This is a genomic window from Alkalilacustris brevis, assembly GCF_003350345.1.
Taxonomy (GTDB): Bacteria; Pseudomonadota; Alphaproteobacteria; order Rhodobacterales; family Rhodobacteraceae; genus Alkalilacustris; species Alkalilacustris brevis.
In genome coordinates this window covers 20,550-35,999 of the sequence record NZ_QNVJ01000007.1, presented here as the reverse complement: position 1 = coordinate 35,999, position 15,450 = coordinate 20,550, and the positions used below count along the sequence as shown (strand labels likewise).

At 66.2% G+C, this 15,450-nt stretch carries 13 protein-coding genes; 10 read left to right on the top strand and 3 right to left on the bottom strand.

The features are described from left to right. Positions 1-1,641, top strand: a 1,641-nt coding sequence (gene pstA, locus DQ229_RS00655; RefSeq protein ID WP_114964342.1) for a phosphate ABC transporter permease PstA, incomplete at its 5' end; no start/stop codon positions are given. Positions 1,642-1,652: 11 nt separating this feature from the next. Beyond that, positions 1,653-2,498, top strand: a complete 846-nt coding sequence (gene pstB / locus DQ229_RS00650; RefSeq protein ID WP_114964341.1) for a phosphate ABC transporter ATP-binding protein PstB — start codon at positions 1,653-1,655, stop codon at positions 2,496-2,498. A gap of 111 nt (positions 2,499-2,609) precedes the next feature. On the opposite strand, the gene DQ229_RS00645 is transcribed toward pstB, so the two are convergent. From DQ229_RS00645 to DQ229_RS00635, 3 genes are read right to left on the bottom strand one after another with little or no spacing between them, the layout of a single operon-like run. Beyond that, positions 2,610-3,875, bottom strand: a complete 1,266-nt coding sequence (locus DQ229_RS00645) for a CaiB/BaiF CoA transferase family protein (RefSeq protein ID WP_114964340.1) — start codon at positions 3,873-3,875, stop codon at positions 2,610-2,612. Continuing rightward, entirely contained in the window at positions 3,868-4,287 is a 420-nt protein-coding gene (locus DQ229_RS00640; RefSeq protein ID WP_238380905.1) for a PaaI family thioesterase, read from the bottom strand. The genes DQ229_RS00645 and DQ229_RS00640 overlap by 8 nt, the downstream gene beginning before the upstream one ends. Positions 4,288-4,312: 25 nt before the next feature. After that, positions 4,313-5,092 (bottom strand): IclR family transcriptional regulator, encoded by a 780-nt coding sequence (locus DQ229_RS00635; RefSeq protein ID WP_114964347.1) that lies wholly within the window; start codon positions 5,090-5,092, stop codon positions 4,313-4,315. Between the two features lie 145 nt (positions 5,093-5,237). On the opposite strand from DQ229_RS00635, the gene DQ229_RS00630 reads away from it, so the two are divergent. The 8 genes from DQ229_RS00630 to DQ229_RS00595 all read left to right on the top strand — a co-directional run bounded on the left by DQ229_RS00630 (position 5,238) and on the right by DQ229_RS00595 (position 15,417). Next, the gene (locus tag DQ229_RS00630; protein WP_114964339.1) at positions 5,238-6,797 is read left to right on the top strand and encodes an acetate--CoA ligase; all 1,560 of its coding nucleotides are present in this window, start codon (positions 5,238-5,240) and stop codon (positions 6,795-6,797) included. Between the two features lie 35 nt (positions 6,798-6,832). After that, positions 6,833-7,978, top strand: a complete 1,146-nt coding sequence (locus DQ229_RS00625) for an FAS1-like dehydratase domain-containing protein (RefSeq protein ID WP_114964346.1) — start codon at positions 6,833-6,835, stop codon at positions 7,976-7,978. A 33-nt stretch (positions 7,979-8,011) separates the two neighbouring features. Then, complete coding sequence (locus tag DQ229_RS00620) at positions 8,012-8,500, top strand: TRAP transporter small permease (RefSeq protein ID WP_114964338.1); 489 nt, start codon at positions 8,012-8,014, stop codon at positions 8,498-8,500. A 44-nt stretch (positions 8,501-8,544) separates the two neighbouring features. Next, positions 8,545-9,552 carry a TRAP transporter substrate-binding protein gene (locus tag DQ229_RS00615; RefSeq protein WP_114964337.1) on the top strand — a complete coding sequence of 336 codons (1,008 nt, stop codon included), beginning with the start codon at positions 8,545-8,547 and terminating at the stop codon, positions 9,550-9,552. Positions 9,553-9,633: 81 nt separating this feature from the next. After that, a complete protein-coding gene (locus DQ229_RS00610) occupies positions 9,634-10,920 on the top strand; it encodes a TRAP transporter large permease (protein ID WP_114964336.1) in 1,287 nt (428 codons plus the stop codon). 57 nt (positions 10,921-10,977) lie between these two features. Beyond that, positions 10,978-12,588: a carboxyl transferase domain-containing protein gene (locus DQ229_RS00605; RefSeq protein ID WP_114964335.1), complete on the top strand. Its 1,611-nt coding sequence runs from the start codon at positions 10,978-10,980 to the stop codon at positions 12,586-12,588. A gap of 27 nt (positions 12,589-12,615) precedes the next feature. Next, positions 12,616-13,401: an enoyl-CoA hydratase/isomerase family protein gene (locus DQ229_RS00600; protein ID WP_114964334.1), complete on the top strand. Its 786-nt coding sequence runs from the start codon at positions 12,616-12,618 to the stop codon at positions 13,399-13,401. A gap of 6 nt (positions 13,402-13,407) precedes the next feature. Continuing rightward, a complete protein-coding gene (locus tag DQ229_RS00595; protein ID WP_114964333.1) occupies positions 13,408-15,417 on the top strand; it encodes an acetyl/propionyl/methylcrotonyl-CoA carboxylase subunit alpha in 2,010 nt (669 codons plus the stop codon). Positions 15,418-15,450 lie beyond the last annotated feature (33 nt).

Here is a 15,450-nt window from a genome sequence, read left to right as displayed (position 1 = left end):
GGCGAGCCTGCGCTCTGGGCCTTCGGCGGCGCGCTGGCGCTGGGGGTGATCCTGATCGCCGGGTTCCTGTTCATGGTGACATGGAACGGCATTACCACCTTCTGGCCCAAGCCCATCGCCCAGGTCGAGCTGCGCGACGGCACGCTGCTGGCGGGCGAGCCCACGCGCAGCGGCCGTTACCGGCCCGGCGAAAACGTGCTGGTCACGCTCAGCGACGCGCAGCGCGCCTTTGTCGAGACAAACGAGGGCTTTTCCGACCGCACCCTCTACAAGACCGCCAATTACGACATCTATGGCGATGATTTCCGCTGGGTGTCGGATTTCGAGGTGGCGGAAGTCACCTATCCGCCCGATTACATACTGTTCGAGCGCCAGCAATGGGGCACCTTCGTCGGGCGCGTCGGTGGGCTGGTGATCGACGATGTGCCTGTCGCATTCGACCATGCCCTGATGCAGCGCGAACAAAGCGCCGCGCGCGAACGCTTTCGCGAGTTGCGCCGGATCGAGCGCGGCGAGATCGGCGCGCTGAACTACCGCATCGAGCAGGAACGCCTCGCCATCCGCCGGGCCGAGCTGCGCCACGGGGCCGAGTCGGAAACCGGCGCGGCACTGATCGCCGAGGCCCGCGCCAAAATCGACAGCTACCAGGCCGAATTCAATGAGTTGCAGGCCCGCGTCAACGCGATCCGCGCCGAGGACAGGCGCTATCGCGTCACGCTTGAGGAAGTGAACGGCGAGAGCCGCGAAACCGAACTCAGCCAGATCGTGCGCTTCTACCCCGCCAATGCGCTGGGCTGGAGTGACAAGCTGGGCATTTATTTCTCGCGCTGGTGGGAGTTCGTCTCGACCGAACCGCGCGAGGCCAACACCCAGGGCGGCGTTCTGCCCGCCATTTTCGGCACTGTTGCCATGACGCTTCTGATGGTGGTCTTCGTGGCCCCCTTCGGCGTGATCACCGCGCTTTACCTGCGCGAATACGCCAAACAGGGGCGGCTGACCTCGATTGTTCGAATATCAGTCAACAATCTGGCCGGTGTGCCCAGCATTGTTTACGGGGTCTTTGGGCTGGGTTTCTTCGCCTACACCATGGGCGGCACCATCGACCAGCTTTTCTATCCAGAATCGCTGCCCAACCCGACCTTCGGCAAGGGGGGCATTCTGTGGGCCTCGCTCACGCTGGCGCTCCTGACCGTGCCGGTGGTGATCGTGGCCTCGGAGGAGGCGCTGGCCGCCGTGCCGCGCTCCATGCGCGAGGGCTCGCTGGCGTGCGGCGCGTCGAAATGGCAGACGATCCGCTACGTGGTGCTGCCCAAGGCGCTGCCGGGCATCATGACCGGCATGATCCTGGCCATGGCGCGCGGGGCAGGCGAGGTGGCGCCATTGATGCTGGTGGGGGTGGTCAAGCTGGCCCCAGCGTTGCCGATCGACGGCTTCTACCCCTTCATCCACCTGGATCGCAGCTTCATGCATCTGGGTTTCCACATCTTCGACGTGGGCTTCCAGTCGCGCAACTCCGAGGCGGGCAAGCCGATGGTCTTTGTCACCACGCTGCTGCTTCTGGCGCTGATTGTGACCATGAACGCCACCGCAATCGTCGTCCGCAACCGGCTCAAGCGCAAATACGCCGGCGCGCAATTCTGATGAGGTCTGATATGAGCACCACAACCGCCGCAACGCCCGCCGCCACCGATACCGGTGCACCCGCCTTCGGCCCCACCGCCGTGCATATCAGGAAAAGCGATGAGGGCGTCGCGCTCGACATCCGCGACTTCAACCTGTGGTATGGCAAGACCCAGGCGCTGCACGGCATCGACATGGAAATCCAGAAGGGCCAGGTCACGGCGCTGATCGGCCCTTCGGGCTGCGGCAAGTCAACGCTTCTGCGCTGCCTCAATCGCATGAACGACCTGATCGACGATCTGCGCATCGAGGGCGAGATCCGCACCAATGATTTCGACATCTACGGCCCCGGCGTGGATGTGATCGCATTGCGCAAGCGCATGGGCATGGTGTTTCAAAAGCCCAACCCGTTCGCCATGTCGATCTTTGACAATGTGGTCTACCCGCTGCGTGTGGACGGGGTCACGAAAAAGGCGCTCCTGAACGAGACCTGCGAGCGCGCCCTGCGTTCTGCCGCGCTGTGGGACGAGGTGAAGGACCGCCTGAATGAGAGCGCGCTGGGCATGTCGGGCGGCCAGCAGCAGCGGCTGTGCATTGCGCGCGGCATCGCCGCCGACCCCGAGGTGCTGCTGATGGATGAGCCGTGCTCGGCGCTCGACCCGATCGCGACGGCCAAGATCGAGGAATTGATCGACCAGTTGCGCGGGCAATACACCATCGTCATCGTCACCCACAACATGCAGCAGGCCGCGCGGGTGTCAGACAACACGGCCTTCATGTATCTGGGCCGGCTGATCGAATATGGCGACACCACGCGCGTCTTCACCGCGCCCGAGGTTGCGCGCACGCAGGATTACGTGACCGGCCGCTTCGGCTGAGCCCGCGCGCGGGCGGCTTGGAACGGGCCGGAAACGACCCCGGCAAAGGTTGACGGGGGGTCTTCCGGCCCGCAACCGCGTGCGCGAAATATTCACGGCGGCTCAAGGGGGTCAGCGAGAATTCGAAACGCCACGGGGTGTCCCGCCGGTTTCCGGGGCGGGGCCGATCACGCCCGCGCCGCGTAGCGCCTCGATCTCGGCCGTCCCATAGCCCAGCACGCCCGACAGTACGGCCTCCGCATCCGCGCCCAGCAGCGATGGCGGCACGGCGGGCGCCGGGCCGGCGCCGTCAAAGCGCACCGGGCCGCGCACCAGCCGGATGTCACCGACCAGCGGATGGGCCACGGTCTCGATCAACCCGCGCGCGGTGACATGGGCCTGCTCGAGCGCCTGCGCGACATCCAGAATCGGGGCGTTGGGCACGTCGAACCTGTCAAGCCGCGCCAGCCAGAAATCGGTGTCGTCGCGCGTCATCCGGGCCTCGATCAGCGCCTCGAGCGCGTCGCGATTGGCCAGCCGGTCGTGATAGAGCGCGAACCGTGGGTCTTGCGCCAGTTCGGGCATGTCCAGGCAGGCCGCGAAATTATGCCAGAACCGTTCGGTCAGGCAGGCCACGATGACATGCCCGTCGCGCGTGGGAAAGGCGCCATAGGGCACGATGCTGGGGTGGCGCGTACCCACCGGCTGCGGCGCCTGACCGGTGACAAGGAATATCTGCGCCAGATAGCCCAGCATCGCCATCAGCGAATCCAGCATCGCCACATCGACCCGGCCTCCCCGACCGGTGCTGTGGCGTTCATGTAGGGCGGCCAGTATGCCGAACACCGCGAATATGCTGCCCGCCATGTCGCCCATCGGCAGGCCCAGCTTGTTGGGTGCGGCGCCTGGCTCGCGGTTGATGCTCATGGCGCCCGAAAGCGCCTGCGCGACAATGTCGAAGGCAGGCTTGTCGCTCAGCGGGCTGTCGGCCCCGAAGCCCGAGATCGCGCAGTAGATCAGCCGCGGGTTGTCGGCCAGCAGCACGTCATGGCCCAGCCCGAGGCGGTCCATCACGCCGGGGCGAAAGTTTTCGACCACGATGTCGCATTCCCGCGCAAGCTCGCGTGCGACCTGCCGGCCGCGATCCGATTTCAGGTCGAGCGCGACGCTCTGCTTGCAGCGGTTGAGCGCGATGTAATAATGGCTCAAGGGCCCCTGAAAGGGGGGAAAGCCGCGGGTTTCGTCGCCTCCCGAGATGGGCTCGATCTTGATGATCTCGGCGCCCATGTCGGCCAGCACCATCGTGGCATATGGCCCCGACAGGATGCGCGAGAAATCCAGCACGCGCAGCCCGGCCAGCGGCCCCTTGCGGCCCGTGTCGTCGTTCGTTTCAGCCATCCCGGCCCCCGTTCTGCTTTGCCAGTTTCATCACTGCCGTGGCCGCCGCGACGTAGCGCCCGCCCGTGCTGAGCGTCGCGTCGAGAAACAGCAGACTGCCCGTGCGGTGGCGCAGGCGGGTCGTGGCCTCCAGCCGGTCGCCCGGTTTCGCTGCGCCCAGATAGCGGGTGTCGAGCTGCACTGTCACCGCGGGCACCCGCTCGGCGGCTTCCCACGCGGCCAGGGCGATGGCATGGTCGAGCAACCCGGCGATGACGCCGCCATGGATCATTCCCACCGGGTTGGCATGTGCGGGGCCGGTGTCGAGCGCATAGCGCCAGCCCTCCGCGTCGCGCCGGGCCTCGAGCGGGCCGATATGATCCATGAAGCCGCCGGCGCTCAGCTTGCGCCAGCCGGGGGTGGTGTCGGTCACGGGGTATCCTTTCGTTTCATGCGGCTCAGGTCATGCCGGGCTGCAGGCGGGCGACATCGTCGCGCACGCCAAGCAGCGCCTGCGCGATGGTGTCGATCCCGGTTTCGCGGACCCGCTCCGATATACCGATGGCAACCATGCTGCGGGTCATATGGCCGGCCTCGTCGAGGAAGGGCACCGCGACAACCGTGACGCCCGAGATATAACTGCCCGCGTCCACCGCAAAGCCGGTTTCGCGCACCTGCGCGACCTCTTGCAGCCAGATGTCGAAGGCGGGCGGGTGATCCCAGCTCAACCGGTTGAAGCGGGTTTCCAGCTCGGCGCGGGGGATCTGGTTGAAGGCTGCGAAACAGCGGCCCGTGGCGCTGATCAGCGCGGGAAAGCGGCTGCCCAGATCGACCTGAAGCTGGAACGGCAGATTGCTTTGCGACAGCGCCACCACGATCATGTGCCAGGTGTCGATCATCTGGGTGGCGATGCAGGTCATGCCGAATTGGTCCGACAGTTCGGTCAGCCGCGGCTGGATCAGGGCCGGAAAGGCGTTGCGCCTGAGTGCGGCGCGCGCCAGCGACAAGACCCCCAGCCCGATGGTGTAGCGCTTGCTTTCCGGGTCCATCGCCACAAGCCCCTCGTCTTGCAGAACGCGCAGGATGTGCAGGCAGGTGCTGGGAACGATTCCCAGATCGCGCGCCAGCTGATTCACCCCCACCGGATCATCGGAACGGCCGAGTTGCCGCAAGATGGCGACAGCCCGGCTGACGGCTGGAACCTCTCGTTTTCGAACGGTTTTCCGGGTTTCTGACATGGTGTTCCCTACCGTTTTGACCTGCGTGTTGTTGTCTATATACAATGAATAAAGCGTATTGACAATACTGTGCGCAGCCACCTAGCCTTGTCAATGTGGCTGTCGGGTCTCTTCGGCGCCGCTGATCGAGGAGGAAACCGAACAGATGACGCGCCTGACCGATTTCACGTCATACGCCGATGCCCACGAACATTTTTCGAACGCCGCGCTCTGGGCGCTGTTCGACGGGACGCGCGAGCGCCTCAACATCGCGCATGAGTGTATCGACCGGCATGTGAAGGGCGACGCGGTCGCGCTGCGCATCGCCCATGCCGATGGCAGCGACGAATTCATCACCTTTGCCGAAATCAGCCACCGCTCGGCCCAGGTCGCGCATGACCTGGTGCGCCGCGGGATCAGCCGGGGCGACCGTGTGGCCGTGATGATCGAGCCCTCGCTGCCGTTCTACTGCACGCTTTTTGGCGCGATGAAGGCCGGCGCGGTGGCGGTGCCGATGTTCACGCTGTTCGGCCCCGATGGCATCCGCCTGCGCGTCGATGATTGCGCGCCCGAGATATTCTTCACCAACGCCGAAAAATCCGCCGATGCCCGCGAGGCCGGGGTCAAGGGGCTGGTGGTGGCTGACCGGGCCTATCTGACGTCGCTTGAGGACTTGCCGCAAAGCTTTGACTGCGACACCTCGGGCGACGATCTGGCGGTGCTGCAATACACCTCGGGCACCACGCGGCTGTTGCCCGCGGCGGTGCGCCACAACCACCGCTCGCTGGTGACGTTGATGGTGGCGGCGCTCTATGCCACCGGCATCCGCCCTGGCGACCGGTTCTTCTGCCCGTCCTCGCCGGCCTGGGGGCACGGGCTGTGGCATGGCACACTGGCGCCGCTGGCGCTGGGCGTCTCGACCGGCACCTTCAGCGGCAGGTTTGACGCAGTGCGCCTGACCCGCGCCATGCAGGATTTCGCCATCACCAACATGTCGGCCGCGGCGACGCATTACCGGATGATCCGCAATTCCGGCGAGGCCGAGACCTTCCGCTATGCGGTCGAGAAGCTTTCCTTCACCGGCGAGCCAATCGACAGCGAAACCGCGCGCTATGTCCAGGCGCTGTTCGGCACCCAGGTGTGCAGCATGTATGGCACGACCGAGATCGGCGTGATCCTGGCCAATTACCCCGGCGCGCCCGATTTCGAGGTGCGCGAAGGGTCACTGGGCAAACCTGTGCCGGGAGTCGAGGTGGCCGTGCAGGATGCACAGGGCCGCGACGCCGGGCCGGGCGTCACGGGCGAGCTGATGGTGCGCAAGCGCGGCGCATGGCTGGCCACCAAGGATCTGGGGCGCGTCGACGAAGACGGCTATTTCTATCACGCGGGCCGGGCCGATGATGTCATCATCTCGGCCGGCTGGACAATGAGCGCGGTCGAGATCGAAGACGCCATTCTGCGCCATCCCAAGGTTGCCGAGGCCGCCGCCATCGGCGTGCCTGACGAATTGCGCGGCCAGGTGGTCAAGGCCTTCGTCGTGCTCAAGGGCAAGGCGACCGAGGGGTTGGATGCCGAGATCCAGGACCTCGTGCGCAGCAATCTCAGCAAACACGAATACCCCCGCCAGATTGCCTTTGTCAGCGATCTGCCAAAGACCCCGGCGGGCAAGGTCAATCGCAAGGCGCTGCGCGACGCAGAGGCCCGGCAAGCCGCCGGCGCCCACTGAGCGCAGCCCGGCATGGAATCGTCATGGAGGAAGCAATGAACCAAGTCCTGCACCGGAAATTTCCCAAGATCACCCCCGAGGGGCTCGAGGACCTGAGCAAGCGCATCGGCGTCAAGATCGAAAAGACGGTCGAACCCTGGTGCTATGAAGCCACGCGCGACAACATCCGCCACTACGCCCACGGCATCGGTGACGACAACCCGCTGTGGTGCGACCCGGAATATGCGCGCGGCACGCAATACGGCGATGTCATCGCGCTGCCCAGCTTTCTGTTCGCGACCAGCCGGATCATCTCGGGCTATGTCGGCGGGCTGCCGGGGGTACATGCGATGTGGTCGGGCGCCGACTGGACATGGCACAAGCCCGTCGCCCGCAACACCGAAGTGCGCACCGAGGCCTATCTCAAGGATCTGGTCGAGCACGACACCCGCTTTGCCGGTCGCGCGATCCAGCAGACCTATCACGTCGATTTCTATGACGCCAAATCGGGCGACATGCTGGCCGAGGCCGACAGCTGGTGCTTCCGCACCGACCGCGACCAGGCCCGCGAGAGCGGCACCAAATACACCGAGGCCCGCGCCCGCGAGCCGCGCGTCTATACCCAGGAAGAACTCGACAGCTTCTACAAGCATTATGAGGCCGAGGAGATCCGCGGCGCCACTCCCCGCCACTGGGAGGACGTGACCGAGGGCGAGGCCCTGCCCACCATGGTCAAGGGGCCGATGACGGTGACGGGCTTCATCGCCTATGCGCAGGGCTGGGGCGGGCTTTACATCCGCGCCAACAAGCTGGCCTGGCAGTTGCAGCAAAAGCACCCCGGCGCCGGCATCAAGAACCGTTTCGGCATCCCCGACTGCCCCGAGCGGGTGCATTGGGACGAGGAATTCGCGCTCGAAGTCGGTGCGCCCGGCGCCTATGACTACGGACCGGAGCGCTGTTCGTGGCTGACCCATCAGGTGACCAACTGGATGGGTGATGACGGCTTTCTCGCGCAGTCGAAATGCCAGGTCCGGCGGCACAATCCCGAAGGCGACGTGATCCTGATCAACGGCACCGTGACCCGCAAGTTCGAGGAGGGCGGGCGCCACCTGGTCGAGATCGACCAGCGGGCCGAGAACCAGGATGGCGAATTGTCGGCCATCGGCTCGGCGGTGGTCGCGTTGCCGTCGCGAAAGGGCTGAACGACACGCGGGCATCAGAGAGGAGGGCAAGCCATGCAATGGATCGAGAAGCCGCTTTCGGTGATCGAGGATGCGCTGCACGCGATCGGCTGCGCCGCGCTTGTCTGCGTGGTCCTGCTGCTCAATGCCGACATCCTGATGCGGCTGTTCCTTGGCCGCCCGGTACAGATGCAGTTCGAAGTGACCGAGCTTTACCTGATGCCCGCGCTTGCCACGTTGTCGCTGGCGCGGGTGTTCCGCGATGGCGGGCATCTCGCGCTCGACATCATCGCCGAGGAAAAGATCCCCGACCTTCTGCGCCGGCTGATCCTGGCGCTTTCGGCCAGCTTTTTCGTGGCTGTGACGTGGATGTCCTGGCGTTTTGCGCATCGGGCGTTCCGGCGTGGCGACATTGATTTCGGCGTCATGGATTGGCCTCTGGGCTGGGCCTATGTCGTCGTGCCGATCGGCTGCGGGGTGCTTGCCCTGCGGCTGATATTCGAGACCGTCAGAAGGAAAGGCGCAGCAGACGCCCCGGTCTGACAAAACCCCACTACGATTCCAGAGTTTCCAGGGAGGAGAACCAGATGAAACTTGTAAAAACCCTAGCCAGCATGGCGGCCTGCGCGATGGCGTTGTCCGCAGGCCTCGCCCAGGCGCAACAACTGCGGCTTGGCGATTTCCAGTCAACCACGCATATCGTGTCGAAAGAGGGCACGACCCGCTGGATCGCCGCCGTCGAAGAGGCCACCGGCGGCGCCGTCACGTTCCAGCATTTCCCGTCGGAGCAGGCCGCACGCGCCGCGGCGCTGCTCGATGCGGTGGAAAGCGGCATTCTCGATGTGGCGCTGGTGGGCACCATCTATCACGGGGAAACCCTGCCGATGAACTCGGTCGTTGGCCTGCCGGGCTTTTATGGCAGCGCGGTGGAGGGCACAGAAGCGATCCAGGAGATGCTGGCCGAGGGGCCGCTGCGCGACGAGATCCTTGCAACAGGGGTGGTGCCGCTGTTCGGCTTTGTGCTGCCGCCTTATCAGGTGCTGGCGCAAAAGCGGCTTGGAATGCCCGAGGACTGGGCCAACCTGAATATCCGCACATCAGGCTCCACCCAGGCGATGACCGCGCGCAGCCTTGGCGGCGTGGGGGTCTCGATCCCCGGCCCCGAGGTCTACACCGCGGTCGAACGCGGGCGGCTGGACGGCATCCTGTTCCCGCTGGCCTCGGTCGCGGCCTACAACCTGCAGGAGGTCGTGACCCATATTTCGGAAAACGGCTCGTTCGGCGGCTACAGCTTTGTCATGGTCGCCCGCAAGGACATGTTCGAGGCCCTGCCCGAAGAGGTGCAGCAGGCCATGATCGAGCAGGGGAACGAAACCGCCATTCATGTCGCGCGCGCGCAGGATGAATCGATCGCGGGTTTCCTGGCCGACTGGGCCGCGCAAGGGGTCGAGATCTACAGCCTGAGCGACGAGGAACTCGCCGCGCTGACCGAGGCGATGACCGAGGTTGCGGAAGACTGGGTCAACCGGATCGGACGCGGCAGCGACACGGCCCGCGCCGTGTTGGCGCGTTACCGCGAACTGACCGGCGGCTGAGCAGCCAGGCCACCACTCACCTGAACCCTCGGGCGCGGCAATCCCTGCCGCGCCCCCCTCTCACCCCGACTGCGAGGCCGGATGCTGACCTTCTTTCTCCTGCTGATCGTGCTGGCCATCCTGATGGTGTTGCGGATGCCGATCGCCTTCGCGATGGGGATCACCGGCTTTGTCGGGCTGGCCATGCAACTGGGGCCAATGCCGGCGCTTTCGGTGCTGGACCGGGCGTTTTTCGACAAATCGTCCTCCTTCATCCTGGTGGCGATCCCGTTGTTCATCCTGATGGCCGAGATCCTGACCTCGGGCGATGTGACGCGCCGCGCCATCATCGCCTGCCAGGCCTGGATCGGGCATGTGAAGGGCGGGCTGGCAATGGCCACGGTGGGGGCCTCGGTGCTGCTGGCTGCTCTGGTTGGCAGTTCCACCGCCTCGACTGCGGCGATGGCCTCTTCGGCGTTCCCTGAGATGCGCCGCCACGGCTATGATGACCGGCTGGCCGCCGCGGTGGTCAGCGTGGGCGGCACGCTTGCCGTGGTGGTGCCGCCCAGCATCGTGCTGGTGGTTTACGGCGTGCTGACCGAAACCTCGATCGGCCGGCTGTTCATCGCCGGGATCGTGCCGGGGCTGCTGACGGCGCTGGGGCTTGTGGTGGTGATCAAGATCATCGCCGAGCGCACCGATTACGCCCCCAAGGGCGAGCCTTTCAGGCTGGGTCATGCGGTCCGCGTCAGCGGCAATGTGATCCCGATGGTGCTGCTGATCCTTGCGGTGATCGGGGCGATCTATGGCGGGCTGACCTCGCCGACCGAGGCGGCGGGCCTGGGCGTTCTGGGCGCATTCCTGATCGTGTTGTGCCAGCGCACGCTGAAGATGAGTGCGCTGGGCAGTTCGCTCAGCCGGGCGATCCGGGCGACGGTGATGATCATCGCGATCATCGTGTGTTCGTCGATCTTTGCCAATTACCTCGCCTTCACCGGTGTTACGCAGGCCATTCTGGTGGCCCTGGCCGAAACCGAGCTGTCGCGCTGGACGATCCTGGCGATCATGGTGCTGATCCTGCTGGTAATGGGCATGTTGATGGACCAGCTTGCGATCCTGTCGCTGGCCATGCCGCTGGCGTTCCCCGCCGCGATGGCGCTGGGCTTCGATGCGATCTGGTTCGGCATCATCGTCACCAAGACCGTCGAGATCGGCCTGCTGACGCCGCCGCTGGGGCTGAATGCCTATGTCACCTCCGCCCAGACCAAGGTGCCGCTGCGCAAGATTTTCCGCGGGCTCTTGCCCTTCATCGCGGTTGAGATGGTGGTGCTGCTGATGCTGATCGCCTTTCCGCAGCTGACCTTGTGGCTGCCCGGGCTGATGATGTGAGGTGCCGATGCCGCCCGTAACCCCGAAAGCCAGCCATTCAGGACGGACCATGCCCGCATGACTGCCATCACTTCGCTGATAAACCCGCGCTCCGAGGCCTTTGCCGCCAATCGCGAGCACATGACCGCGCTGGTGGACGACCTGCGCCAGACCGTGGACCGCATCGCCCTGGGCGGCGGCGAGGCTGCGCGGGCGCGCCACGAGGCCCGCGGCAAACTGCTGCCGCGCGACCGCATCACCCGGCTGCTCGACATTGGTGCACCGTTTCTGGAACTGTCGCAACTGGCCGCGCATGGCGTCTATGCGGGCGACGAGGTGCCCGCGGCGGGGCTGATCACCGGGATCGGGCGCGTCATGGGCGCGGAATGCATGATCGTGGCCAATGACGCGACGGTGAAGGGCGGCACCTATTACCCGCTGACCGTCAAGAAACACCTGCGCGCGCAGGAAATCGCGCTCGAGAACAACCTGCCCTGCCTCTATCTGGTGGATTCGGGCGGCGCTTTCCTGCCGCTGCAGGACGAGGTTTTCCCCGACAAGGACCATTTCGGCCGCATCTTCTACAACCAGGCACAGATGAGCGCGCGCGGCATCCCCCAGATCGCCGTGGTGATGGGCAGTTGCACCGCCGGCGGCGCCTATGTGCCCGCGATGTGCGACGAAAGCATCATCGTGCGCGGCACCGGCACGATCTTTCTGGGCGGCCCGCCGCTGGTCAAGGCCGCCACCGGCGAAGTGGTCAGCGCCGAGGATCTGGGCGGCGCCGATGTGCATTGTCGCACCTCTGGTGTGACTGACCACCTGGCCGAGGATGACGATCACGCGCTGGCCATCGCCCGGCGCATCGTCGCCAACCTCAACCGCGAGAAACGGCCCGGTATCGCGCTCGGGCCCGCCGAGGCACCGGCCTACGACCCCGCTGAACTGCATGGCGTCATCCCTGCCGATGCGCGCAAGCCTTTTGATATCCGCGAGGTGATCGCGCGCGTGGTCGATGGCTCGCGGCTGGATGAGTTCAAGGCGCAATACGGCACGACGCTGATCTGCGGCTTTGCCCGGCTGTTCGGGATGCCGGTGGGGATCGTGGCCAATAACGGCATCCTGTTTTCGGAAAGCGCGCTCAAGGGCACGCATTTCGTGGAGCTGTGCAATCAGCGCCGTATCCCGCTGATATTCTTGCAAAACATCACAGGCTTCATGGTCGGGCGCAAATACGAGACCGGCGGCATCGCCAAGGACGGGGCCAAGATGGTCACCGCTGTTTCCTGCGCCTCGGTGCCGAAGCTCACGATGATCGTGGGCGGCTCGTTCGGGGCGGGGAATTACGGCATGTGCGGGCGCGCCTATGGCCCGCGCTTTCTGTGGATGTGGCCCAATGCGCGCATTTCGGTCATGGGGGGCGAGCAGGCCGCGACCGTTCTGGCCACCGTGCGCCGCGACGGGATCGAGGGGCGCGGCGGCAACTGGAGCCCTGAGGAGGAAGAGGCCTTCAAGGCCCCGATCCGCGCGCAATACGAAACCCAGGGTCACCCCTATTACGCCAGTGCGCGGTTGTGGGATGACGGGGTGATCGACCCGGCCGATACCCGCATGGTGTTGGGGCTGGGGCTGTCGGCGGCGCTCAATGCCCCGGTTGAAGAAACGCGCTATGGTGTCTTCCGGATGTAACGCCATGCTGTTTTGCGAGGTCAGGCCATGAATGACGACACCCTGCTCAGTTCCACCGATGCGCGTGGTATCTGCACGCTCACGCTCAACCGGCCCGCGCTGCACAATGCCTTTGACGATGCCCTGATCGCCCGGCTGGCGCAGGCATTTCGTGCACTGGCATCGGATGCGTCTGTGCGCGTGGTGGTGCTGGCCGCAAGTGGCAAAAGCTTTTCGGCGGGCGCCGATCTGAACTGGATGCGCCGCATGGCCGGCTACAGCGCCGAAGAGAATGCCGCGGATGCGCGCGCCCTGGCCGATATGCTCGAGGCGATCGCCACCTGTCCCAAGCCGGTGATCGCGCGGGTGCAGGGCGCGGCCTTCGGCGGCGGTGTCGGGCTGGTCGCGGCCTGCGACATCGCGCTGGCCAGCCCGCGCGCCAGTTTCTGCCTGTCCGAGGTGCGGCTGGGCCTGATCCCGGCGGCGATCTCGCCGCATGTGGCGGCGGCCATCGGCCCGCGCGCCTGCCGCCGCTATTTCCTGAGCGCCGAGCGGTTTTCTGCCGCCGAGGCCCACCGGCTGGGCCTTGTGCATGAGCTGGCCGAGGATCTGGACGCGGCGACCGAGGCCCTGTGCGACGCACTCCTGCAAGGCGGCCCGCAGGCGCTGGCCCAGGCCAAGGCGCTGATCGAGGCAGTGGCCTTCCGGCCCATCGACGGCGCGCTGCTGGATGATACCGCACAACGCATTGCCGCGATCCGGGTCTCGCCCGAGGGGCAGGAGGGGCTCACCGCCTTTCTGGATAAACGCAAACCTTCCTGGACTGGGGGCTGAAACCGCGTGTTCGACAAGATCCTGATCGCCAATCGCGGCGAAATCGCCTGCCGTATCATCCGCACCGCGCGGCGCCTGGGGGTGGCCACGGTTGCGGTCTGTTCAGACGCCGATGCCGATGCACTGCATGTGCGCATGGCCGACGAGGCGGTGCGCATTGGCCCGGCCGCGGCGCGCGACAGCTATCTGCGCCATGACGCGGTGATCGCCGCGTGCCAGCGCACTGGCGCGCAGGCGGTGCATCCGGGCTATGGCTTTCTGTCTGAAAACGCCGAGTTCGCCGAGGCCTGCGCGGCGGCAGGGATCACCTTCATCGGCCCGCCGCCGGCGGCGATCCGCGCGATGGGCTCTAAATCCGAATCCAAGCGGATCATGGAAAGCGCCGGCGTGCCGCTGGTGCCGGGCTATCACGGCAGCGATCAGGACGACGCGACCCTGTCCCGCGCGGCCGATGACATCGGCTATCCGGTGCTGGTCAAGGCCAGCGCGGGCGGCGGCGGCAAGGGCATGCGCATCGTGCGCGCGGCGGCCGACTTGCCCGAGGCGCTGGCCGGCGCACGGCGCGAGGCCTGCGCCGCCTTCGGGGATGATACGATGCTGATCGAAAAGCTGCTGGAACGCCCGCGCCATGTCGAGATGCAGGTCTTTGGCGACAGCCACGGAAACTATGTGCACCTGTTCGAGCGCGACTGCTCGCTCCAGCGCCGCCACCAGAAGGTGATCGAGGAAGCCCCCGCGCCCGGCCTGCCCGAGGATGTGCGCGCCCGTCTGGGCGAGGCCGCCATAGCCGCCGCGCATGCGGTGGGCTATGTCGGGGCCGGCACGGTCGAGTTCCTCTATCAGGACGGGGCGTTCTTCTTCATCGAGATGAACACCCGCCTGCAGGTCGAACACCCGGTGACCGAGATGATCACCGGCCAGGACCTGGTGGAATGGCAGCTTGGGGTGGCCGCAGGCGGCACGCTGCCCTGCGCGCAGGCCGATCTGGCGGTGCGCGGCCACGCCTTCGAGGCCCGCATCTATGCCGAAGACCCCGAGCGCGATTTCCTGCCCTCGACCGGGCGCATCCATCACCTGCGCACACCGCCTGAAACCGAGGGGCTGCGCATCGACAGCGGCATCGTTGAGGGCGACGCGGTAAGCATCCATTACGACCCGATGATCGCAAAGCTGGTGGTCTGGGGGCCGGACCGCGCCGCGGCGCTGCACCGGTTGCGCGCGGCGCTTGCCGGGTATCAGATCGTTGGCCCGGCGACCAATCTGGCCTTTTTGTCGCGGGTTGCCGCGCATCCCGCCTTTGCCCGAGCCGCGCTGACCACGCATTTCATCGACAACCACCGCGACGCGCTGGTTCCGGTGCGCGCGGGCGCCAGCGACGCGGTGCTGGCGCTCGCGGTGCTCGACCTGCTTGAGCACGCGCGCCAAGAGGCTGCCGCGCAGGCCCGTGCCGGCGCCGATCCCAGCTCCCCCTGGCACCTGGCCACCGGCTGGAGGATGAACGGACATGCCTTTCGCGCCTTCACCTTTCTTGACGGCGAGGCCCGGCACCGCGTCGGCGTGCGTTTCGGCCCTGATGCCTACACGCTGGATCTGCCCGGCGGGCGCTGCACGGCGCGCGCGGCGCGGGCGTCCGATGGCGATCTTGTCGCCGAACTTGACGGGCAGCGGCTGCAAGCCACCGTGGTCTGCCATGACGGCAACAGGCGCAGCGTGTTTCACGCCGGCCGCGCGCATCTTCTGCTGCTGGACGAGCCCGGCGCGGCCGGCCCCGGCACGGGCGCCGCAAGCGGCAGCCTGAGTGCGCCGATGCCGGGGCTTGTCACCCAGGTGTCTGTCGCCGTCGGGGACAAGGTGACAAGCGGTCAGGCATTGATGGTGCTCGAGGCGATGAAGATGGAGCACACGATCACCGCCCCCCTTGACGGCACGGTGACAGAGGTCAATTTCGCCGCGGGCAGTCAGGTGGGTGATGGCGATGTGCTGCTGAGCGTCGCCGCCGCCGCCGAAACCGCCTGAGCGGATCGCAGATATCAGCACGGAGCACGCGCC